General features: G+C 66.3%; 27 protein-coding genes. 18 read left to right on the top strand and 9 right to left on the bottom strand.

All coding sequences use genetic code 11. The annotated features are described in order from the left end of the window. The first annotated feature begins 128 nt into the window (after positions 1-128). Entirely contained in the window at positions 129-638 is a 510-nt protein-coding gene (gene radC / locus KGA65_RS10690; RefSeq protein WP_046196337.1) for a RadC family protein, read from the top strand. Between the two features lie 90 nt (positions 639-728). On the opposite strand, the gene KGA65_RS10685 is transcribed toward radC, so the two are convergent. Then, entirely contained in the window at positions 729-1,346 is a 618-nt protein-coding gene (locus KGA65_RS10685; protein WP_046196336.1) for a class I SAM-dependent methyltransferase, read from the bottom strand. A gap of 106 nt (positions 1,347-1,452) precedes the next feature. On the opposite strand from KGA65_RS10685, the gene KGA65_RS10680 reads away from it, so the two are divergent. Together KGA65_RS10680 and KGA65_RS10675 are read left to right on the top strand one after the other, a co-directional pair. Continuing rightward, a complete protein-coding gene (locus tag KGA65_RS10680; RefSeq protein WP_046196346.1) occupies positions 1,453-2,427 on the top strand; it encodes an arsenic resistance protein in 975 nt (324 codons plus the stop codon). Between the two features lie 3 nt (positions 2,428-2,430). Next, complete coding sequence (locus KGA65_RS10675; RefSeq protein WP_046196335.1) at positions 2,431-3,507, top strand: DMT family transporter; 1,077 nt, start codon at positions 2,431-2,433, stop codon at positions 3,505-3,507. A gap of 12 nt (positions 3,508-3,519) precedes the next feature. On the opposite strand, the gene chrA is transcribed toward KGA65_RS10675, so the two are convergent. From chrA to KGA65_RS10650, 5 genes are read right to left on the bottom strand one after another with little or no spacing between them, the layout of a single operon-like run. After that, positions 3,520-4,719 carry a chromate efflux transporter gene (chrA, locus tag KGA65_RS10670; RefSeq protein ID WP_046196334.1) on the bottom strand — a complete coding sequence of 400 codons (1,200 nt, stop codon included), beginning with the start codon at positions 4,717-4,719 and terminating at the stop codon, positions 3,520-3,522. Further along, positions 4,719-5,441 (bottom strand): arsenical resistance protein ArsH, encoded by a 723-nt coding sequence (gene arsH, locus KGA65_RS10665; RefSeq protein WP_046196333.1) that lies wholly within the window; start codon positions 5,439-5,441, stop codon positions 4,719-4,721. Before arsH ends, chrA begins: the two co-directional genes overlap by 1 nt. Next, a complete protein-coding gene (arsC, locus tag KGA65_RS10660; protein ID WP_046196332.1) occupies positions 5,434-5,856 on the bottom strand; it encodes an arsenate reductase (glutaredoxin) in 423 nt (140 codons plus the stop codon). The genes arsH and arsC overlap by 8 nt, the downstream gene beginning before the upstream one ends. Before the next feature lie 11 nt (positions 5,857-5,867). Next, the gene (arsB, locus tag KGA65_RS10655) at positions 5,868-6,962 is read right to left on the bottom strand and encodes an ACR3 family arsenite efflux transporter (protein ID WP_046196331.1); all 1,095 of its coding nucleotides are present in this window, start codon (positions 6,960-6,962) and stop codon (positions 5,868-5,870) included. A gap of 6 nt (positions 6,963-6,968) precedes the next feature. Then, a complete protein-coding gene (locus tag KGA65_RS10650; RefSeq protein WP_046196330.1) occupies positions 6,969-7,295 on the bottom strand; it encodes an ArsR/SmtB family transcription factor in 327 nt (108 codons plus the stop codon). A 226-nt stretch (positions 7,296-7,521) separates the two neighbouring features. Here KGA65_RS10650 and KGA65_RS10645 point away from each other — a divergent pair, with 226 nt between their 5' ends. The 5 genes from KGA65_RS10645 (at position 7,522) to KGA65_RS10625 (ending at position 12,132) form a co-directional block, all read left to right on the top strand. Then, the gene (locus KGA65_RS10645) at positions 7,522-7,872 is read left to right on the top strand and encodes a DUF2958 domain-containing protein (protein WP_046196329.1); all 351 of its coding nucleotides are present in this window, start codon (positions 7,522-7,524) and stop codon (positions 7,870-7,872) included. A 65-nt stretch (positions 7,873-7,937) separates the two neighbouring features. After that, positions 7,938-8,216 carry a hypothetical protein gene (locus tag KGA65_RS10640; protein WP_046196328.1) on the top strand — a complete coding sequence of 93 codons (279 nt, stop codon included), beginning with the start codon at positions 7,938-7,940 and terminating at the stop codon, positions 8,214-8,216. Positions 8,217-8,915: 699 nt separating this feature from the next. Next, positions 8,916-9,740, top strand: coding sequence for a DUF932 domain-containing protein (locus KGA65_RS10635; RefSeq protein ID WP_225863100.1), 825 nt, complete (start codon positions 8,916-8,918; stop codon positions 9,738-9,740). Between the two features lie 64 nt (positions 9,741-9,804). Further along, a complete protein-coding gene (locus KGA65_RS10630; protein WP_225863099.1) occupies positions 9,805-11,856 on the top strand; it encodes a ParB/RepB/Spo0J family partition protein in 2,052 nt (683 codons plus the stop codon). A 63-nt stretch (positions 11,857-11,919) separates the two neighbouring features. Beyond that, complete coding sequence (locus KGA65_RS10625) at positions 11,920-12,132, top strand: hypothetical protein (protein ID WP_225863098.1); 213 nt, start codon at positions 11,920-11,922, stop codon at positions 12,130-12,132. Positions 12,133-12,267: 135 nt separating this feature from the next. On the opposite strand, the gene KGA65_RS10620 is transcribed toward KGA65_RS10625, so the two are convergent. Then, the gene (locus tag KGA65_RS10620; protein WP_225863097.1) at positions 12,268-12,693 is read right to left on the bottom strand and encodes a nuclear transport factor 2 family protein; all 426 of its coding nucleotides are present in this window, start codon (positions 12,691-12,693) and stop codon (positions 12,268-12,270) included. A gap of 35 nt (positions 12,694-12,728) precedes the next feature. After that, positions 12,729-13,571 carry an NmrA family NAD(P)-binding protein gene (locus KGA65_RS10615; RefSeq protein WP_188590660.1) on the bottom strand — a complete coding sequence of 281 codons (843 nt, stop codon included), beginning with the start codon at positions 13,569-13,571 and terminating at the stop codon, positions 12,729-12,731. A gap of 102 nt (positions 13,572-13,673) precedes the next feature. Between KGA65_RS10615 and KGA65_RS10610 the strand changes: the two genes are divergently transcribed. Next, positions 13,674-14,597, top strand: coding sequence for an AraC family transcriptional regulator (locus KGA65_RS10610; protein WP_225863096.1), 924 nt, complete (start codon positions 13,674-13,676; stop codon positions 14,595-14,597). Between the two features lie 778 nt (positions 14,598-15,375). Next, positions 15,376-15,690, top strand: a complete 315-nt coding sequence (locus tag KGA65_RS10605; RefSeq protein ID WP_046196320.1) for a DUF736 domain-containing protein — start codon at positions 15,376-15,378, stop codon at positions 15,688-15,690. 359 nt (positions 15,691-16,049) lie between these two features. On the opposite strand, the gene KGA65_RS10600 is transcribed toward KGA65_RS10605, so the two are convergent. Continuing rightward, the gene (locus KGA65_RS10600) at positions 16,050-16,343 is read right to left on the bottom strand and encodes a helix-turn-helix domain-containing protein (protein WP_046196319.1); all 294 of its coding nucleotides are present in this window, start codon (positions 16,341-16,343) and stop codon (positions 16,050-16,052) included. A 206-nt stretch (positions 16,344-16,549) separates the two neighbouring features. Between KGA65_RS10600 and KGA65_RS10595 the strand changes: the two genes are divergently transcribed. The 8 genes from KGA65_RS10595 to KGA65_RS10560 all read left to right on the top strand — a co-directional run bounded on the left by KGA65_RS10595 (position 16,550) and on the right by KGA65_RS10560 (position 21,590). Then, on the top strand, positions 16,550-16,897 hold the full coding sequence (locus KGA65_RS10595; RefSeq protein WP_046196318.1) for a DUF2958 domain-containing protein: 348 nt from the start codon (positions 16,550-16,552) through the stop codon (positions 16,895-16,897). Positions 16,898-17,238: 341 nt separating this feature from the next. Then, positions 17,239-18,024 (top strand): DUF2285 domain-containing protein, encoded by a 786-nt coding sequence (locus KGA65_RS10590; protein ID WP_046196317.1) that lies wholly within the window; start codon positions 17,239-17,241, stop codon positions 18,022-18,024. Positions 18,025-18,107: 83 nt separating this feature from the next. Next, complete coding sequence (locus tag KGA65_RS10585) at positions 18,108-18,389, top strand: helix-turn-helix transcriptional regulator (protein WP_043376244.1); 282 nt, start codon at positions 18,108-18,110, stop codon at positions 18,387-18,389. Between the two features lie 26 nt (positions 18,390-18,415). Beyond that, on the top strand, positions 18,416-19,273 hold the full coding sequence (locus KGA65_RS10580; protein WP_043371598.1) for a replication initiator protein A: 858 nt from the start codon (positions 18,416-18,418) through the stop codon (positions 19,271-19,273). Positions 19,274-19,526: 253 nt separating this feature from the next. After that, complete coding sequence (gene parA, locus KGA65_RS10575; protein WP_225863095.1) at positions 19,527-20,165, top strand: ParA family partition ATPase; 639 nt, start codon at positions 19,527-19,529, stop codon at positions 20,163-20,165. Then, positions 20,162-20,446, top strand: coding sequence for a chromosome partitioning protein ParB (locus tag KGA65_RS10570; protein ID WP_225863458.1), 285 nt, complete (start codon positions 20,162-20,164; stop codon positions 20,444-20,446). The genes parA and KGA65_RS10570 overlap by 4 nt, the downstream gene beginning before the upstream one ends. After that, positions 20,443-20,988: a DUF2840 domain-containing protein gene (locus tag KGA65_RS10565; protein ID WP_043371593.1), complete on the top strand. Its 546-nt coding sequence runs from the start codon at positions 20,443-20,445 to the stop codon at positions 20,986-20,988. The genes KGA65_RS10570 and KGA65_RS10565 overlap by 4 nt, the downstream gene beginning before the upstream one ends. Beyond that, positions 20,985-21,590 (top strand): S26 family signal peptidase, encoded by a 606-nt coding sequence (locus KGA65_RS10560; protein ID WP_043371591.1) that lies wholly within the window; start codon positions 20,985-20,987, stop codon positions 21,588-21,590. The genes KGA65_RS10565 and KGA65_RS10560 overlap by 4 nt, the downstream gene beginning before the upstream one ends. Positions 21,591-21,605 lie beyond the last annotated feature (15 nt).

The following is a 21,605-nucleotide window of genomic DNA, read 5'->3' as shown; positions in this document are numbered from 1 at the left end:
GCCGTCAAGGGCGGCGCGCGCTGTGCGCGCTTGCGTCCTGGCGGCCGTCTTGCGACCCCTGACTGCTTGCGCTGCGCCGTGCTGGACACGGTTCCGGGCAATTCCGCCCGAGCAACCGGAGCACGATCATGTCGCAACTGTCCTTTTCCTCGTTCGATGCCGTGCTGATGGTGCGCGATGCACAGGGCCGCTATGTGTTGGCGACGGCCGACCAAATTCTGGAAGCTGCGCGCCAGGCCATCGAGCACAAGATGCAGCGCGGGGCGTCCTTCACCTCACCATCGGCGGTCAAGGAATACCTGCGCGCCAAGCTGGCCGGCTACGAGCACGAAGTGTTCGCGGTGCTGTTCCTCGATACGCGGCATTGCCTGATCGAGTATGTCGAGATGTTCCACGGCACCATCGACGGCGCATCGGTGTATCCGCGCGAAGTGGTCAAGGAGGCGCTGCGGCACAACGCGGCAGCGGTCATCGTTTCGCACAATCACCCGAGCGGAAACCCCGAGCCGAGCGGCGCGGACAAGGCGCTGACCCAGCGGCTCAAGGAGGCGTTGGCGCTGGTGGATGTGCGCGTGCTCGATCACGTCATCGTCGGTGGCAGCAACGCCACGTCCTTCGCCGAACATGGCCTGTTGTGACTTCCGGGGGCTTCGGCCCCCTTTTTGCTGCGCCCGGTGGTGCAACTCCGGCCCTCGCGGGCCTGCGCGTGCTGTGCCGTCACAGGCTCTCTAGTGCATGATGCAATGGCAATAGACGAACTGCTGGATCGCACCGCCTGGCGTGTGGTGGGCTTCCGCCTTGTGTTCCACCAGCTCGAAGGCCGCACCGAATTCGCCATGCAGCGCATCGGCCGAGTAGCGCATCACCGGCAAGCCACTGCATTGAAGCGGGCCATCGGGGCCGAAGGCGGCGACGATGACGTGCCCGCCCGGTCGCACCGCACGGCGCACCTGCGCGACATAGGCCGCCCGTTGCGCGGGTTCGGTGAGGAAGTGGAACACGGCGCGGTCGTGCCAGATGTCATAGGTGTTGGCCGGCAAGGCCACGCTGGTCACATCGCCGGCCAGCCAATGCACCCGCCGGGCCTGTGCGGCATCGAGCCGTTGGCGGGCGACATCCAGGGCCGCAGCGGACAGATCCAGCACCGTGACCTCGAACGGCCCGCGCGTCAGCAAATCGTCCACCAGAGTCGATGCGCCGCCGCCCACGTCGATGAGGCGGCTTGGCCGCCCGGCGGAGACACGCTCGATCAGGGCCAGAGATTGCTCCGCGTGCGGCTGATACCAGCTCACCTCCTGAGCGGAACGGGTCGCGTAAACGCGATCCCAATGTGCGCGACTGTCCATGAATAAATACCGTGATGTTTAATGAGGTCGAACCTCTTGTTTCGATCTACGGCGATATTCCGTCGAATGAACAGATCGCCGATCCCAAGAACTTGTGTCTGTGTCCATTGTCAATTTACGCGAAATTCTCGAAACCCGTCAGATCGCCATTTATTTTGCGGCGGTGGTGCTGGCTGCGGTCTTCGCCTGGCTGCACCCCGGCACGGCCACGCTGGCGCCTGCGATTGACCCTTTGCTGGGCTTCATGCTGTTCGTCACCTTCTTGCAGGTGCCGTTAATGGCATTGCGCCAGGCGTTGTCCAACATGCGTTTCCTGGGCGCCGTCCTGACCGCGAACTTCGTGGCGGTGCCCTTGCTGGTGGCCGCGCTGCGGTTGTGGCTGCCAGATGATCCACTGTTGCGTACCGGCGCATTGCTGGTGCTGCTGGCGCCGTGCATCGATTACGTCGTGACGTTCGCGCACGTGGGACGTGCTGACGCGCGGCAACTGCTGGCTTCGACCCCGGTGTTGCTTGCCGCGCAGATGCTCTTGCTGCCAGTGTTCCTCGGGCTGTTCCTAGGCGATGCCGCGGGCGGCCTGGTGCAGCGGGAACCCTTCGTGCATGCCTTCGTTTGGCTGATCGCCGTCCCGTTGGTGCTGGCGGGTGTCTGCCAAGCTTGGGCGGCCCGTGCCAATGCGGGCCGCTCTGCCGTCGCTGTGCTGGGCCTGCTGCCGGTGCCGGCAACGGCAGCGGTACTGTTTGTCGTGGTGGCCGCCGTGACGCCGCAGCTCGGCCAGGCGTTGGGTGCCGTGCGGGCCGTCGTACCTGTTTATGTGGTTTTCGCTGTCATTGCGCCATTGCTGGGCTGGTGCGTGGCGCGCGGTTGGCGATTGCCGGCCGATCAGGGCCGGGCCATCGCGTTCAGCAGTGCGACGCGCAACTCGCTGGTGGTGTTGCCGCTCGGAATGGCCATCCCTGGGGCCGTACCCCTGATCCCTGCGGTGATCGTGGCACAGACGCTGGTGGAACTCGTCAGTGAACTGGTTTATGTGAAATTGCTGCCGTGCTTGGGCAGGCGCCTGGCGTTGGCTGAGAGGTAGACGATGAGCAACACACTTTCTTTGTGGCATCGCCCCGCATGGCGCGGCGGTCTGCTGGCCCTGCTCGCGGCGGCGCTGTTCGGCCTGAGTACGCCGTTCATTCAGCGGTTGGGCAGCGGCCTGGGGCCGTTGACCGTCGCCGCGTTGCTCTACGCCGGTGCCGCGGCGACCGGCCTGCTGTCACGTCAGCCGGCCCACCGAGAAGCCCGGCTGCGTTGGGCCGATGGGCCGCGCTTGAGCGCCATGGCCGTGTTCGGTGCGGCACTCGGCCCTGTCGCCCTGGCCTGGGGGCTGCGACATACCAGCGGCACCAGCGCCTCGCTGATGCTCACGCTCGAAGCCCTGTTCACGGCGGTGTTGGCGTGGGTGCTCTATGGCGAGTCGATGGATCGGCGGGTCGCTGCGGCCATGGTGCTGCTGCTGGCCGGTGCCGTCGCCCTGGTGCTGGATCAGGGGCAATCGGGCGCCCCGCAGTTGTGGGGGCTGCTGGCCGTGCTGCTCGCCACGGCGGCCTGGGGTGCCGACAACGCCTTGTCGCGGCCGGTGGCCGAGCGCGATCCCGGCCAGGTCGTGATGGTCAAGGCGCTGCTGGGCAGCGCCTTGACGGGGGCGTTGGCATGGCTGCGCGGCGAGCCGCTGCCCACGCTGGCCGCCGCGCTGGCGCTGTTGGCAGTCGGGGCCAGCGGCTACGGCTTGAGTCTGCGCTTGTACCTGCTGGCCCAGCGCGCTTTCGGCGCTGCGCGCACCGGCTCGGTGTTCGCCTTCGCGCCATTCCTTGGCGCGGCGGCGGCTTATGGACTCGGCGAGCGTGGCGCCTCCTGGCTGCTCCTGCTGGGTGGCGTGTTGATGGTGCTGGGCGTTCTGCTGCATCTGGCCGAAGCCCACGACCATGCCCACACCCATGAGGCGATCGAGCACGAACATGCCCACCGCCACGACGATGGGCACCACGACCATGGGCATGACGTGATGCCGACGGGCGCGCACAGCCACCGGCATCGCCATGCCGCCGTGACCCACGCCCATCCGCATGTGCCCGATGCCCACCACACCCACGGGCATGGGGCGGTGGGCGCCTGACCCCCTGGGGAATCAGGCAGACAAGAGCTGTCCGGCGACGGCGGCCAGCACGACCACCAGCACCGGCGGCGTGCGGCCGTAGACCAGCAATCCGAAAGCAGCCAGGGCCAGGGCACAGTCGGTGCGCCCGTGAATGGCGCTTGTCCAGACCGGATCGTAGAGCGCGGACAGCAGGATGCCGACGACGCCGGCATTGATGCCCGCCATCGCGGCCTGAATGCCCTGGCGGTGGCGCAGGCGCTCCCAGAGCGGCAACGCGCCGACCAGCACCAGAAAGGCCGGCACGAAGATCACCGCCAGCAGCGCCAGTCCGCCACGCCAGCCATGCAAGGGCCAATCGGCCACCGTGCCGAGATAGGCGGCGAAGGTGAACAGCGGCCCCGGCACGGCCTGCGCCGCGCCGTAGCCGGCCAGGAAGTCGGCATTGGCGACCGCACCGGTCGATCCGGTGGCCGCTTGCAGCAGCGGCAGCACGACGTGGCCGCCCCCGAACACCAGTGCGCCGGCCCGGAAGAAGCCATCGATCAGCGCGGCCGTCGTTGAACCGCTGGCCGCTGCCCACACAGGCAGGCCGAGCAGCAGAACGGCCAGCAGGCCCCATGCCATCGTGACGACGCGCCGCGAGACCGCATACGAGGCCAGATGCGTGGCCGGCAGCGGCGGCAGTTGGAGCCACACGCGGCCCGCCAGGCCCGTCACGGCGATGGCGGCGATCTGCATCCAGGCCGATGGCAGCAGCAGCGTGAGCAGCGCCGCCAGGATCGCCAGCGCGGCGCGGGGCCGGTCGGGGCATAGCGTCTTGGCCATGCCCCAGACGGCCTGTGCCACCACGGCGACGGCGACCACTTTCAAGCCATGCACCCAGCCCGCATCCGCCAATGCGCGGTATTCCGAGATGCCGTAGGCGAACAGGATCAGCGCCAGCGCCGAAGGCAGCGTGAAGCCGACCCAAGCCGCCAGTGCGCCCCACCAGCCGGCGCGGCCCAGGCCGAGCGCCATGCCCACCTGGCTGCTGGCCGGCCCAGGCAGGAACTGGCACAGCGCGACCAGGTCGGCGTAGCTGCGGTCATCCAGCCAGCGGCGGCGCTCGACGAATTCGGCGCGGAAGTAGCCCAGGTGCGCGATCGGGCCGCCGAACGAGGTCAGGCCCAGGCGCAGGAATACGAGGAAGACCCGCCAAGCGCCATCGCGCAGTTGCGTATCGATTGGCATCAAATCGCCTCTTGTTTCATTCTCTTCGACAGCGCCTCGGCGCTTTCCTTGCGCTCGCTGTAGCGATCCACCAGATACGGCGCCGCGTCGCGCGTGAGCAGCGTGAACTTCATCAGCTCCTCCATCACGTCCACGATGCGGTCGTAGTAGGCCGAGGGCTTCATGCGCCCGGCCTCGTCGAACTCCTGGTATGCCTTGGCGACCGAGGATTGGTTGGGGATGGTCAGCATGCGCATCCAGCGGCCCAGCACGCGCATCTGGTTGACGGCGTTGAAGGACTGCGAGCCGCCCGAGACCTGCATCACCGCCAGGGTTTTGCCCTGGGTCGGGCGCACGGCCCCGACCGACAGCGGAATCCAGTCGATCTGGGTTTTCATCAGGCCGGTCATGGCGCCGTGGCGCTCGGGCGAGCACCACACCATGCCCTCGGCCCATTGCGTGAGTGCGTGCAGTTCCTGGACTTTTGGGTGATCGCCCGGAGCATCGTCCACCAGCGGCAGGCCAGAGGGATTGAACATCCGCGTCTCGCCGCCCAATGCGCGCAGGATGCGCGCGGCTTCCTCGGCGGCGAGCCTGCTGTACGAGCGTTCCCGCAGCGAGCCATAGAGCAGCAGAAAGCGCGGCGCATGGCCGGCACGCTCGGGCGCAAGCAATCGCGCCGTGTCCGGTGGCTGGAACAGCGTCGTGTCGATGTTGAGCAGATCAAGGCGCGATTCAGACACGGCGGCCTTCCGCGTCGATCACCGGCTCGCCGTCTTCTTTGTTGAACGCGCCGCGCTGCGGCTTCGGCAGGATGTCCAGCACCGCTTCCGACGGCCGGCACAGGCGCGTGCCCAGCGGCGTGACCACAATGGGCCGGTTCATGAGGATGGGGTGTTGCTCGATGAAATCGAGCAACTGGTCATCTGTCCGCTTCGGATCGCCCAGACCGAGTTCCGCGTAGGGCGTGCCTTTCTCGCGCAGCACGTCGCGCACGCTCAGGCCGGCATCGGCCAGCAGCTTGACCAGCGTGGCGCGGTCGGGCGGCGTTTTCAGATATTCGATGACCGTGGGCTCTTCGCCGCTGTTGCGGATCAGGGCCAGCGTGTTGCGCGAGGTGCCGCAGGCGGGGTTGTGATAGATCGTGATGGTGCTCATGGAAGGTTCTGTTATCGCGTGGATGAATTCGGGCCGCATTCGTACCAGCCGCGCGAACGGTTGACCATGCGCACGACCAGCAGCATCACCGGCACCTCGATCAGCACGCCGACCACGGTGGCCAGCGCTGCGCCGGACTGAAAGCCGAACAGGCTGATGGCCGCCGCCACGGCCAGCTCGAAGAAGTTGCTCGCGCCGATCAGCGCCGAGGGGCAGGCGATGCTGTGTTTCTCGCCCATCTTGCGGTTGAGCCAGTAGGCCAGGCCGGAGTTGAAGAACACCTGGATCAGGATCGGCACGGCCAGCATGGCGATCACCAACGGCTGCTGCAGGATGGCCTGGCCCTGGAAGGCGAACAGCAGCACCAGCGTGAGTAGCAGCGCTGCGATGGACAGTGGGCCGATGCGTGCGAGCGCGGCATTGAAGGCGGCCTGGCTTCGCCGCAGCAAGGCACGGCGCCAGAGCTGCGCGAGGATGACCGGAATGACGATGTAGAGCGCCACCGAAGTCAGCAGCGTGTCCCACGGCACCGTAATGGCCGACAGTCCGAGCAGCAGGCCAACGATGGGTGCGAAGGCGAACACCATGATGGTGTCGTTCAAGGCCACCTGCGACAGCGTGAACACCGGATCGCCCCCGGTCAGCCGGCTCCAGACGAACACCATCGCCGTGCAAGGCGCGGCAGCGAGCAGGATCAGGCCGGCGACGTAGCTGTCGAGTTGATCGGCGGGCAGCCATTGTGCGAAGACCTGGCGGATGAATATCCACGCCAGCAGCGCCATGGAGAACGGCTTGACGGCCCAGTTGATGAACAGCGTCACGCCGATGCCGCGCCAGTGCTGCTTGACCTGGCCCAGCGCGCCGAAGTCCACCTTGAGCAGCATCGGGATCACCATGATCCAGATCAGCAGGCCCACAGGCAGGTTGACCTGGGCCACTTCCATGCGACCGATGGCTTGGAACACGCCGGGTGCGAACTGTCCCAAGGCAATACCGGCGGCAATGCACAGCAGCACCCACACCGTCAGGTAACGCTCGAACACGCTCATGATGGGGCCGGTGTGTGCTGGAGCGCCGATAGATGAGGGAGGGATCGTGTCGTTCATGGCGGTTCAGCAGGCGCAGCGGGACGAGGGTTCGGTGATTTCGCACACGCCATCCTGGCAGCAGTGTTCGGTCAGGTAGCCGAGCAGCCCGTTCATCTGGGAAAAGTCGGCGCGATAGATCAGGTTGCGTCCTTGCTGTTCGATGCTGACGAGGCCGGCATGCGCCAGTTCTTTCAGATGAAAGGACAGCGCGTTGCGGGCCACGTCGAGTTGTTCGGCCAGCACGCTGGGCGTGCGCCCTTCGGGGCCGGCGATGACCAGGGCGCGGAACACCCGCAGGCGCTGGGCATGGGCCAGCGCGCTCAGGGCGGAAACAGCTTCGGCTTCGTTCATTATTCAATGATACAACAATCATTGAATTTGTGACGATAACCCCAGTGTGTGAGATGTGGGGGCGGCTTGCTGTTCCCTTCATCCTGCCACGGCGTTCTCGCCGTCAAGGGCTGCGCGCCGATGGCGCTGGCGTCCTGGCGGCCGTCTGCGACCCCTGACTGCTTGCGCTGCGCCGTGCCCCGGAAGGGCTGGGCAATTCCGCCCGGCAACCTTTCAGGAGTTCACCATGAACAACGTACTCATCACTGCCGAGCAGCGCATCGTGCTGCTGGCCAACGGCCGCGCATCGCTGGAGAACCCGGACTTCGATCCGGCCCCGGTGGTCAAGCTGTTCACGCCGGACGGCGGCGCGACCTGGCTGCTGACCGAGATTGATCCCGACGATCACGACCACGCTTTCGGTCTTTGCGACCTGGGCCTGGGCGAGCCAGAAATCGGCTGGGTCAGCTTGAACGAGCTGGCGAGCGTGCGCGGCGGGCTGGGCCTGCCGATCGAGCGCGATCTGTCTTTCCGTGGCGAGAAGCGGTTGAGCGCCTATGCGCGCGATGCGCGGTTGGCCGGGCGGATCGTCGTCTGACTTCGCCCTTGGAGCGCCGCAAGGCGCTCCTTGTGCTTTCTCGACCATCACAGGAGATCCATGCCATGAGCAGCCATCACGACTACATCATCGAAATCACCGCGCAGCACGATGCGCTCAAGCCATTCGCGCCGGAGAACGGCCAGCCGCTGCGCTTCCAGATCGGCGATGCGGTGATCTACACCAACGAATACGGCGTGCAGTTCCGTCGTCGCGTCACCGGGTTCTACCGGCCCAGCGGGCTTTCGGGCTCCTATGCGCGTGGAGCGCGCTATCTGCTGAACTCGACTTCGCCGTGGGTGCCGGTTGCGCAATCCAGCCTGCGTCCTGACGACTCGGCTTGATGCCTTCGCGCCCCTTCCGGGGCGCTGCGCGCTTTGCTTGCCTCCAGGGGAAAGCCCTGCGGGCTATCCCCGCCGCGCAGGCTTGGCGCCCCTGAACGGCGCCGACTCGGCTGCGCCGGATCGGCCAGACAGCATACGCAGCAGATCCACGATGCCTTGCGTGCGCTCGTCCTTACCCTGTTGTCCATTCGGTTTTGAAGTCTGGGCGTCCCCAGCCACCTGGGAGATGGCCGGTCGCGCTGTCGTGCTGCGCATCGAACCCCTACGGGGTTTCGCCCCTGTCGGGCTTCCATCGTTCCCTCGCTCCGCTCGGCTGACGCCTCCGGCCCGGCTTCCAGCTTCGGGCCTGCGCGCTTCGCTTGCCGTGCGGTCGGCGTGTGGGAGGGCCGTTGCCATGTCCAGCCGTCTTCCCTGACTTCATCACCTTGTCCGCGACTGTAGCCCGCTCCCGTGTGCCATCAAGGCGCGCAGGGCCGTGTCCTCGGCTGCGCCTGCGGGCCGCACCAACCCTGCGCTTGTTTCCTTGACGGCCCCCGTCCGCGCGCTCCTGACCGTCGCGGGCGATGAACTCAGGAAAGACGGTGGCAACAGGGCCAACCGGGTTCCTCGTGCCGACCGCACCGAACAGCCGAAAGGCTGGGCTCCGAATCTAGGAATCCGGTGTGCGGTTTTCTTCAACAGCCAAGTCAGGAGAACGACATGCTTGCAACCCGTTTCGCTTCCCATTCCCCCGCGCTGCGCAGCGACTACCCGCTGTCCGATGACCAGATTCACCGTGTAGCGCCATCCATCTTTGCGGATGCCCCACATGAGAGCCGTTCGCAGCGATACGCCTATATCCCCACGGCGGCGGTTCTGACCGAGCTTCGCAAGGAGGGGTTTCAGCCTTTCATGGTGACGCAAACCCGCGTGCGCGATGCAGGCAAGCGCGAGCACACGAAACACATGCTGCGCCTGCGCCATGCCAGCCAGATCAACGGCGCGGAAGCCAACGAAATCATCCTGCTGAACTCGCACGATGGCACGAGCAGCTATCAGATGCTGGCGGGCCAGTTTCGATTCGTTTGCAGCAATGGCCTTGTGTGCGGCGACACCGTGGCGGACGTGCGCGTACCCCATAAGGGCGACGTGGCGGGCCAAGTCATCGAAGGCGCGTTCGAGGTGCTGCGCGGCTTTGACCGTGTGTGCGATTCACGCGATGCCATGCGTGCCATCACGCTCGACGAAGGCGAGGCCGAAGTCTTCGCCCGTGCTGCGCTGACCCTCAAGTACGACGACCCGAACAAGCCCGCGCCCATCACGGAATCGCAAATCCTGATGCCGCGCCGCTTCGAGGACCGCCGCCCGGATTTGTGGTCGGTCATGAACCGCACCCAAGAGAACCTGACCAAGGGCGGATTGCATGGCCGCGCCGCCAATGGGCGCAGGCAGCAGACCCGCCCCGTGCAGGGCATTGATTCGGACATTCGCCTCAACCGTGCGCTGTGGCTGTTGGCCGATGGTATGCGCGCGCTCAAAGCCTGAACCGTTCCCCCGCCGGAGGGGCGGTTCCCCTCCATTCCTTGTTTCACTCGATTGGAGAACCACCATGAACGCCATCACCACCACCGAAGCCCGCGCCGTCAATGCCGCTGCCGCTGTCCCGCTGGAGGCCGCCGACCCGACCAAGAACCTGATTCTTGTACCGCTGTCGCGGCTGGTGCCGCGCCCCACGGGCCGCAACGTGCGCAAGACCCCGCGCATGTCCATCCCTGAACTGGCCGCGAGCATTCAGCGCGTGGGCCTGCTGCAAAACCTGATCGTGATTGCCTCCGCCGATGGCGAGCATTACGAAGTCGTGGCCGGTGGCCGCAGGCTGGCCGCGTTGAAGCTGCTGGCGAAAAAGCACCGCATCGCCAAGGATTGGGAGGTGCCTTGCTTGCAGGTAGCCGATGGCACGGCCCGAACCGCCAGCCTCACCGAGAACGTGCAGCGCGAAGCCATGCACCCGGCAGACCAGTTTGAAGCGTTCGCCGCGCTGGTGGCCGAAGGTCGACCCATCGAGGACATTGCGGCGGATTTCAGCGTCACGCCGCTGGTGGTGCAGCGCCGCTTGAAGCTGGCGAACGTCTCGCCGCGCCTGATGGCCGACTACCGCGCCGATGCCGTCACGCTCGATCAGTTGATGGCCCTTGCCATCACTGACGACCACGCCGCGCAGGAAGCCGCCTTCTACGATGCGCCGACGTGGCAACGTCAGCCGTCCGCGCTGCGCGACCGCCTCACCGAAAGGGAAATCGACGCCTACCGGCATCCGCTGGTGCGCTTCGTCGGGCTGGACACCTACGAAGCCGCAGGCGGTGGCGTGCGCCGTGACCTGTTCGCGGAAGGTGACGCGGGCGTGTATCTGACCGATGCCGCGCTGCTGGACAGGCTGGCGCAAGACCGGCTGGCAGGCATCGCCGCCGAGGTGAAGGCCGAAGGCTGGGTATGGGTGGATGCCACGCCGGGCGTGACCCATGCTGACCTGCACGCTTTCCAGCGTGCGCCGAGGGAGCGGCGCGAACCGACCAAGCGCGAAGCGCAGCGCATCGAGAAGCTGCAAGCCAAGGTGCAGGCCATTGGCGAAGCCCTCGATGATGCGCTGGACGCCGAGGACGAGGACAAGGCCGACGCGCTGCAAGAGGAAGGCGAAACCGTGGGCGAGCAGTTGCAGGCGCTGGAAGATGGCTTGCAGGACTACAGCCCGACCGCGAAGGCCGCAGCCGGTGCCATCGTCACCATCGACCGCAACGGGCAGGCCGTGATTCATCGCGGGCTGCTGCGCGAAGCCGAAGCCAAGGCATTGCGCACGCTGGAACGCTTGCGCCAAGGTTTCAGCGGCGAGGATGCCGAGAACGACGACGACGGCGACGCGGCGGACGAAGCGCAGGCCCCGGCAATGTCCGACAGGCTGGCGCAACGGTTGAGCGCGCACCGCACGGTGGCGCTGCAACTTGGGGTGGCTTGCCGCCCACAGGTGGCACTGGCTGCGCTGGTGCATGGCATGGTGCAGACCGTACTGCATGACCGCCGTTACGGGCATGAACTGCCGCTGGGTGTTCGCCTCACGGTGCAAGACCGGCTGGAAGGCATGGCCCCGGATTTGCCGGAATCCCCCGCTGCCGTGGCGCTGATCGAAATGAGACAGGCGTGGTGCGAGAGGCTGCCCAAGGACGATGCCGAGCTTTTCCCTGCCTTGCTGACAATGCGACAAACGGAACTGGTGGCGCTGCTGGCCGTATGCGTGGCCTCGACCGTGGACGTGGTGACGCCCCGCGCCACGCAGCACCAGCCCGCCAGCGAACTGGCGCAGGCCGCAGACCTCAACATGGCCGCATGGTGGCAGCCGACCGCAGAAGGCTACTTCAAGCACATTTCCAAGGCTGCGATCCTGCAAGCCGTGAACGAGTACGCACCGGAGCAGGTTTCCCGGCTGGCGAAATTGAAGAAGGCCGACATTGCCAGCGAGGCCGAGCGGCTGGCCGATGGCACCGGCTGGATGCCTGCCATCTTCAAGGCCGAAGGCCCGGAAGCTGCGCCGGAGGAAGCGCAGGCGCAGGACGTCCCGGAGGAAGCCGAGGCAGTGGCGGATGAACCCGCCGTGGCGCTGGCCGCTTGACCCGTGCCGACAGCAAGCGCCCCGGCCTTGGACCGGGGCGCTTCGCTGGAAGGAGAACACCCCATGACCACCACCAACCGCCCACGCATGGCGGCGATCTACGCCCCCGGTACGGTACGCGCCCGCCGCTGGCACGGTGAGGGCGACGTGCGCGGCTACCGCCAGCCCTCTGGCTGGTCAGCCCGCGCCGACCTCACCGACATTCATCCCATCACGGGCCGCGCCTTGCCGCGTGCCGAGTGGTGGCTCATCGAGACGAAGGAAAAACCCGATTAGCACCGCGCCCAGGCCGTTCCGCCCTGGGCGCGGTGGAACACAAGTCCGGGCGCGGCAGTAGCCGCGCCCGGTGTCCTAGGTCGACAACCAATTCAGAGTTCGGGCCTCTGCTTGAACGACCGATCAGCGCCAAGCTTAGCTTGCACTTGGGGTCAGCGCCTTCCAGGCCGCATGGGAATCCATGTAGTCCCTCCAGTGCGTGATCTTTCGGTTCTCGATTTTGATGATGGAGCAGAACCGGTTGTTGTATTTCGTGCTCGTTGCGAGGATGGTTCCATGTACCTCGTATTCGATGACGCAGCCATCGTCTGTCTTGTGGGTAATCAAGTTGCCGGCCGATTGCAGCGCGATGTTCTCCACATAGCCCCGGAATGCCGCCATCAGGTTGGTTCGTCCCTGGATGACGCGAGGCCAGCCGAGGTCGTAGAGCACCTCGTAAACGGTGTCGTCGGTGACGATATCGAAAAAGTGTTCACCATCGACAAGGTTACCCAGCGCGCCTCGAACCAGATCGAAGTAAGGCTTAGCGGGTTGGAAGACTGCATATTTCTGACTTGGCATTTTTGTGCTCCTTGGCTCAATTCGTGGGGCAGGCTTCATTGGTGCCATGCGGCGGCAGTCTCCGCAGCGAAGTCCGCGAAGCTGCTTGGCGCCTTGCCGGTCGCCGTCAGAACGTCATTGTTCGGACGGGAACCTCGTCCGCTGGCGATCGTCTCTGTCAGGGTGCGAAGCACCTCGCCATATTCGGCAGGCACGCCGGCTTGGATCATGGCGTTGACCCAGGCGTTGCGATCCACGTCCCGGTACGAAATCCTGCGACCGGCGACGTTCGAGAGGTGCGCGGCGGCTTCCTCGAAGGTCAGCGCCTCGGGGCCGGTGGGGGAATAGGCGCGGCCAGCGTGCCGCGCCGGATCGCTCAGCGTCGCCGCTGCGACGGACGCGATGTCCTCCGCGTTGACAAAGGCTTCAGCCCCCATTCCGCAGGGCACCACGATTTCATCGTTCACGGGCTTGACGAAGGTCTCGCTGAAGTTCTGCATGAACCAGGCGGGACGTACGATGGAATGAGAGAGCGAGGTACGCGAAGCCAGATCCAACTCCACAGCGCGCAGCGCGACTTCCGCCGGCGCGTGCTCCATGCCGTAGGCGCTGAGGTAGGTGACATGGCCCACACCGGCGCGCTCTGCTTCATCGAGAAACCGGGCCACGATGCTGGCAAAGTCGACGCGCATCACAGGCGACACGAGATAGACGCCCGAGACCTTGCGCAGAGCGCCGGCGAAGGTCGATGGGTCGTTCCAGTCAAACCGGACGTCCGCGCCGCTGCGCGCTGCGGTGCGGACAGTAATGCCCTGGGCGTTGAGCTTCTGGGCGACTCGGGAGCCGGTCTTGCCGGTTGCGCCGAGAACAAGGGTGTGGTGGTTGTCAAGGTTGTCCATGCTGGGGTTCCTGGTGGATGGGTCGATGAAGTGACTTTATGCGCACTAATTGAGAGCATAAATAATTTATGCGCTCAATAATTTTCGTGATACGCTCACGACATGGACATACTGCAAGAGCATCTAGTGCGCGCCAGAGCCTCTGGTGGCGTGTTCGCGCGTTCCATCGCTGTCGCGCCTTGGGGGCTTCGGTTGCCCGGAACGATTCAGCTTGCCGTGCACGCCATGATTCAGGGGCAAGCGTGGTTGTGGCTTGACGGTGAGGACGATCCCCTCGAACTCAGGCCGGGGGACTTGGCCCTCGTTCGAGGGGGGCCTGACCATTTCATCGCCCACGAGCGAGGGGCGCACTGTGTCTTGCCGGAGGATTTCCGGACCGAGCACGCCTCTGATGAGGCCGAGCGCGATCCGCGTGCGGCGGCGTTCCTCTGCGGGGCTTATCGCTTTGCCGGGGATATCGGCGTGGGATTGGTCAATGCGCTGCCGCCCGTGTTCCTGATTCCCTCGCGCATGGACAATCCCATCCACGGTGTGGTTGCGCTGCTGTCGAGAGAGCTGTCCCGGGCCGAGCCGGGGCGTCAGACGGTGCTTGACCGGCTGCTGGATGTGCTCGTCGTATTGGGGCTTCGGACTGGACTAGCATCGAGCCCGAACGCACCCGCATGGGTTCGGGGCGCGTCGGACGCGCGCCTGTCGAAAGCGTTGCAGGCCATGCACGGGGACACCAGCAAGCCGTGGACGGTGGATGAACTGGCCAGGATGAGCTGTATGTCCCGTGCCACATTCGCGCGCGTGTTCCAGGAAGTGCTGGGCGACACGCCGATGCGCTATCTCACTGACTGGCGGATGACCGTAGCGCGCGATCTCTTGCGGACGCAGGACGTTCCGCTGATGGAGGTGGCGGAGCGGGTCGGGTACTCGTCTATGTACGCATTTGCGACGGCGTTCCGCCGACATCATGGGCAGCCCCCAGGACGGTGGCGTCAGAGTGAGCAAGACTTGCCCGAAGGCACGCTGGCCCATTAATCGGGCGTGTCGGCGCGATGCGCCGCCGGGCTTTCGGGCTGTGCCCCGTGCCGACTTCGCCGTCACGGCCATTCGGCTTCAATCCACTCACGCCTTCGCACCTGCGGCGCTGCGCGCTGCGCTTGCCTCCAGGGGAAAGCCCTGCGGGCTATCCCCGCCGCGCGATGCTTGGCGCCCCTTGAGGCCACCGAACCGGCTACGCCGGATCGGCCCGGCCAGCGCCCCGCCGCGATGGACGGGGTGCTGGCGAACACGCTGGCGCTTGCTGTGGCTGGTTGTGCAAATGCGTGCCGTCCTCAACGCTGGCGGTTCTCGCCCATCACGTCACGAATGACGGTTCACGGACATCCCACCCGGCATCGCTATGGAGCTTCCACGCCCCGCCGCAAGACTGGCGCCGCAAGGTACAGCTGGGGCGTTCTCGCTTGTCGTCGGGTGGTTGACCTGGCCCGCGTCAGCGGGCGAGCCGGAGCAGCCTGCATGCGGGGATGCCGAGCCGGCCCTATCTCCTTGCGGTGCGGTTCGGCCCAAGGCGTCCTTGTGTTGTTGTGAATCCTGGCGGTGGCGCGGCTGCGCCTCGGGCTTCATGGCCGCAACCGTCCGGCGAAAACAATTTCCCCTCTGCTGCGCAGATTCCTCGCGGGACAAATTCTTTTCGCCTCCCGGCTCTCCACTGCGTTGCGACCGCAAGCGGTGCAGCCAGCCCGTCCCCCGCCGGCCGGATCACAACAAGGACGCGATGGGCGCGAACCTTGTTCCACCGAAAGGAGAAATCATCATGGCCAACATCGGCACCTTCACCGCAGACAAAGACGGCTTCACCGGCACCCTTCGCACCCTGACGCTCAACGTCAAGGTCAAGCTGGTGCCCAACGACAAGGGCGACAACGAGAAGACCCCCGACTTCCGCCTGCAGGCGGCCGGCCACGACATCGGCGCGGCATGGAAGAAGACCAGCGAGGCCGGGCGGGAGTACGTCTCCGTGACCCTCGATGATCCTTCGTTCCCGGCCACGGTCTACGCCCGCCTGATCGAAGGCGAGGACGGCACGCACGACCTGATCTGGTCGCGCAGCAAGCCCCAGGCGGCTTGACCGCCGCCCGCAGCGCCCCGTCCATCGCGGCGGGGCGCTGCGCTGTTCGTTCGTCCCGAACATGGCAGCGGCAGGCAGTGGCCCATAGCTGGCAGCATTCTCCTGTCTGAGATCGGCGTCTGTGGCTGCTGTCAGGGCATGGCGTGTCGGCACGATGCGCCGCCGGGCTTTACGGGCTGCGCCCCGTGCCGTCTTTGCCGTCACGGCCATCCGGCTCCAATCCCTCACGCCTTCGCGCCTGCGGCGCTGCGCGCTTCGCTTACTTCCAGGGGAAAGCCCTGCGGGCTATCCCCGCCGCGTACAGCTTGGCGCCCCTCGATACCGCCGAACCGGCTACGCCGGATCGGCGCGGCCAGCGCCTACGGCTGGGCCGCTGCCGCGAGCTGGCTTTCAGCCTCGCTCATCAGCACGGCCGTGCTGCATTCGAGCGCACCGGCGATCTTGAAGATGATCGCCAGCGTGGGCATGTGCTCGCCACGCTCGACCTTGCCCATGTGCGAGCGCTCGATGCCAGCCAGGTGCGCCAGCGATTCCTGCGCAATGCCGCGTTCCGTCCGCAATGCGCGCACTGCCGCGCCGAAGGCTTGCGCCAACTCGGCATCGTAGGTGGTGGCGCCGGCCGGTCGGCCGCGCTGAATGGAGCGCTTCTGCATGGACAGAAGCGTCAAGTCGCAGCACAATTAAAACCACGTTATCTTTAACTCTTTCATCGACATCTCACTGTTTTGCGTTTTTACGGAAATCCGCCTCTACGGATTTACGCATCAGCGCAAAGCCACGGAATCACAATCGTGCTTTTTCCCAAATCCGCCGATCCGGTTTCACGCATGGGCGGATTCGTGCAAATAAGAGGATCGCCATGAACCCTTTCATCACCGAGGACGAACGCCAGCAACTGCTGGCGCACGGTGAGGCTCGCGCAGCGGGCCTGGCTATCGACCCGCTGCCCGTCGTGCGGCTGTTCACACCGGACGCGCACGCCACCTGGCTACTGGCCGCGCTCGATCCCGCTGATGGTGATACGGCCTTCGGCGTGTGCGACGTGGGCATCGGCATGCCCGAACTGGGCACCATCAAACTGTCCGACCTAGTCTCCATCGTCGGCTCGCGCAAACATCCGGTGATGCGCGACCGCTATTTCCAGGCGGTGCGGCCGTTGTCGGAATACCTGCGGCTGATGCAGGAGAACGGTGGCATCGTTGATTGAGCCGTTCGCATCCCGGCGCAGCAGGACGTATTGAGACTATTTCCGTCGAAATTCAGAGTTGTCCGGTCTCAATTCGCACTGTTGCGGTGAAGCCGGGCATTTGAGACGGAAACGGTCACGATCTTTGGCGCGGGTTGCGGCACCTTGATTTGTGCCGCGTGACGTTTTTGGACTGCGCGGCCGTCGTATTCGGATGAGTGATGTAATACCCCGGAGCCAATCGGTCTTGACACTTGATGTTACAGCTTAAACAGGTTCTGATGATGTTTTGATTTGGGCGCGGTGGCTCCATTCTTGACTGTCCGTGGCGGCGTTCCTGCTGTTCGACGGGAGCTTGCGTCATGGTCAATCCTCACCATATCGCGCACTGGTATCCGACCGCCGCGTATCTCTACATCCTCTGCCTGGACGCGCTCGCGCTGGCGTGGGAGTACCTGCGCCGCCACCCCGACTACCGGCTCGACTGGCTACACCATCAGCGCCGGCCGCATGCCGCTCAACAGGCGGCGCATCGCTGGGGCTTGCGTCTGCTGGAAGACCCGGCCCTGGATGCGCGCGACGCGCATCCGGCCTGGCTGCCCGGACACGATGCCGTGGTGCAACTCCATCCCGATGCCGATCCGCCGCCCGATGCGGCGGCCTTCGCGTTCTGGAACATCCCCGGTCACAAACAACTGCTGCATGACGGCAAAGGGCTGGCGCTGATCGCGCGCAGCCCCGGCCATTGCGCGCGCTTCGCGCTGGCGCCCGGCCTGGAAGACGGCATGGCGGTCGCCTATGCCCATCGCGGAAGTGGCGGCGGCGCTGCCACGCCTGCGCGCGACCACGATTCCGGCGACAGCTTCGCCGACACCAGGCCCAGGCCGACTCACGCTGCAATGCTCGAACTGAACACCCTGCAGGCGCTCGACGCGACCCTGGCGGGCGCGTCCTTGCGCGATGTCGCTGAAGGACTGTTCGGTGCCGACGCCGTGGCGGCCGATTGGCACGCCGACGGCGACTTGCGCGCCCGCGTGCGCCGCCTCGTGCGGCGCGGCGATGCGTTGATGCGCGGCGGCTATCGCCGCCTAGCACAACTGCCGCCGCTTGAGAAGGGACGTTTTGATGGGGATGCAAAACGTCCCTGAGCAGCGGAGCTTCGTTTTCTGAGACTGCCTCCATCCGGTTGCGCTGTGCGGCCGGAGCTTTGAAAGCTATGGAGGTGTTCACCATGCGTCCCGCTCCCTTGCGGCCTGCCGCCGCTCCTGTTCCCGCTGCCGCGCAGCCGCAGCGCTATCTCACCAACGACGAAGCCGCCGACTACCTGCGGCTGTCGCCGCGCACGCTGGAGAAGCAGCGCGTGATCGGCGGTGGCCCGCGCTTTCGCAAGTTCGGCCGGCGCGTCATGTACGCCGTCGCCGACCTCGACGCCTGGGCCGCCGACCGCAGCTTCGAGACGACTTCCGATCCTGAGTACGCCGAACAGCACTCGGCGGACAGCCGTGCGCGCTGATCGCTGGCACGCGCCAGGCCATCGCCATGTCCAGTTCCTCGCTGCCGTCCCGGCAGCGGCCTTCGCAAGAACGCGAACAGCTCGACCTGTTCCGCGCTTTGCCGGGCGACATGGCGCCGCGCGACAGCCAGGACTTGATGGCCTTTCCGTTCTTCTCGCTGGCGAAGTCGCGGCGCATCGCGCCGATCGACTTTCACAGCGGCAACGTCACGATCCGCGTGGAGGGCACGGCCGAGCATGGCATCGCCACGATTTGGGATGCCGACATTCTGATCTGGGCGGCCTCGCAGATTGTGGAAGCCCGCGACGCGGGCCTGCGGCCGTCGCGGCTGATGCAGGCCACGCCCTACGAGATCCTGCGCTTCATCGGGCGCGGTACGTCGCTACGCGACTACCAGCGCCTCAAAGCGGCCCTGGATCGCCTGCAATCGACCACGGTGGCCACGTCCATCCGCGAAACCACGGGAAGGCGCCTGCATCGGTTTTCGTGGATCAACGAATGGAAGGAGCTGGCCGATGCCAAGGGCACGCCCTTGGGGTTGGAGCTGATCTTGCCGGACTGGTTCTATGCGGGCGTGATGGATGCCGCCCTGGTGCTGACCATCGACCCGGCGTATTTCCGGCTCACGGGCGGCATCGAGCGGTGGCTGTACCGGCTGGTGCGCAAGCACGGCGGGCGGCAGCAACACGGCTGGCAGTTCGATTTCCGGCACCTGTATCGGAAATCTGGCAGCACCACGCGCTTTTCGGACTTCGCCTACGACCTGCGCGCATTGGTTGCGCGGCAGTCGCTGCCCGGCTACGTCCTGGGCATCGAGCGGATGCCGGGCGATGGGGTCGAGCTGCTGACCTTCCGGCCCGTGCCGTTCACGGCACGGGGATAACTGCGGGAAAAGCGGTGAATGGGCTCGTGCTATCAGGAGTACAGGGTATCGTGCTATCGGGAGTACGACTATCGTGCTATCAGGAGTACGGATCGCCCGCAAACCCAATAGCGGCGCGGGTTTCGGCCTCCCTTAACTTCCCTAACTTAAATTCTCTAACGGTTAGTAGAAGCGCCGCGCCACGGTGGACAACCGCCGTGCAGCCACCAGCGCAGCGGCAACAGCCGGGCTTTCCAACACGGAGGGCCAGGCCATGATCGTCGCGCTGCTCAACCAGAAAGGCGGCGTGGGCAAGACCACGCTCGCCACCCACATCGCCGGCGAGCTGGCGATGCGCGGTCAGCACGTCGTGCTGCTGGACGCCGACCCGCAGGGTTCATCGCTGGACTGGACGCAACGACGCAGCCAGCAAGGCTTGCCACGGCTGTTCAGCGCCGTGGGCCTTGCCCGCGAAACGCTGCACCAGGAAGCGCCAGAGCTTGCCAGGCGGGCAGATCACATCGTCATCGACGGCCCGCCGCGTATCGCCGCCTTGGCGCGCTCCGCGCTGCTGGCGGCCGAGCGCGTGCTGATCCCGGTGCAGCCCAGCCCCTACGACTTGTGGGCCAGCGCCGAGATGGTGGCGCTGATCCGTGAGGCACAAGTCTTTCGGCCTGCGCTGCGCGCGGCCTTCGTCATCAATCGGCGCGTCAGCACCACGGTGATCGGGCGCGAAGCGCGCCAGGCGCTCGCCGACCAGCCGCTTCCTGCGCTGCGCGCGGAAGTGCATCAGCGCATCGTGTTCGCCGACAGCGTGGCCGCTGGCCGGCTTGCACGCGAGACGGCACCAGACAGCGCCGCCGCGCGGGAAATCACCGCGCTGGTGGACGAACTACTGCGGTGGACGACATGACTGCGAAGCCGCCACCGAACAGCAAACGCGCGGCAAAGCGCGTCGGCATCGGCGCGCGTCCGCCTGCGAATCCACACGCTGAAGCGTGGATTCGGCAAGGCGACGCCGATGCGCTCGGCAAGGGCGACCTCTACACGGCCCGCCTCACCCTCGACATCACGCCCGCCATGCGCTCGCGCATCAAGGTATCGGCCTTCACGCAAGGCGTGACCGTGGCCGACCTGCTGCGCGGCCTGCTGGAGCGGGAGTTTCCCGAACAACGCAGGGAGAACACACCTTGACCGCATCCACTGCACCAGCCGCCGCGCCTGCCGCTGTCGCGGCCACGGCTGCACCTGTCGCGCCTTCCGGCCAGCCCGCCAGCGCGCCGCTGACGCGCGTGGCGCTGGCCTACATCGAGGCCCGTTTCAAGCTCTACCTGCGCTTCGGCGAACCCGCGCGCACGCACCAGCTCGACCGCTGGCGGCGCTGCGCCGTGTTCCTGCCGAACGCGGTCTTGTGCCGCATCCGCTGGCAGGCCAACGACTACGGCACGATCCGCTGGCAGCTCATGGTGATGCAAGCCTGCACCTCGCTGGACGCGGCGCAGCGCATCCCAGGCGTGCAGCCGGGCGCGTGCCTGCTGCTGCACGCCGAGGGCGACGGGCAAGTGCGCGCCGTGCTGGAACGCATCGACGCCATCGAGGCGCGCGGCATCGCACCGGCCGATGCCTCGCCCGCGTACTGGCGCACGCTCGCCAACCGGCTCGCCGCGCGCCTGCCGCTGCCCGAATACACCGCCGAGCGGCACGCCGCCTGGCTGACCGAAAGGGCGCTGCCATGACCGCCGTTTCCACCGGCGGCCCTGCGCCGCGTCCTCGCTCGCACACTCGCTCGCGCTCGCGCTTGCGCGCTCGCATCGTACTCGCGGGCCTCGCCGCCTGCGGCCTCGCTGCGCTGGCCTGGGCGTCCTTCGTGCATCCATTCCCGCGCCTGATCTACAACCCGTCCGACAGTGTTCCCGTGGGCTGGTATCGCGTCGATCCGCTGCGCCATCGGCCCGGCTCGCCGCCACTCCCGTTGTCCGTGGGCAGCATCGTCCTGGCCTCGCTGCCGCCAGATGCCGCCGCGCTGGCCGCGCGACGCGGCTACCTGCCGGCAGACGTGCCGCTGCTCAAGCGCGTGGGGGCCGTCGCGCCGCAGGAGGTGTGCATCGCTGGCGGCATCGTCCGCATCGACGGCGTGCCTTCGGCCGCCGTGCTGCGCGCCGACCGCTGGGGCCGGCCGCTGCCATCTTGGCAGCAGTGCCGCCGCCTCGAACCGGGCGAGCTGTTCCTGTTGAGCGTGACCAACGCGGCATCGTTCGATGGCCGGTACTTCGGGCCGGTGCGGGCGTCCGCCGTGATCGGCGTCGCGCACCCGGTCTGGCTGGAGAAGCACCCATGATCGCCGCCGATTCGC

Origin of the sequence: Ideonella benzenivorans, from assembly GCF_020387415.1 — a bacterium.
In the GTDB taxonomy this organism is placed as follows: domain Bacteria; phylum Pseudomonadota; class Gammaproteobacteria; order Burkholderiales; family Burkholderiaceae_C; genus Ideonella; species Ideonella benzenivorans.
Note: the sequence above shows the minus strand (reverse complement) of the source record. Positions and strands in the feature narration are given on the sequence as shown.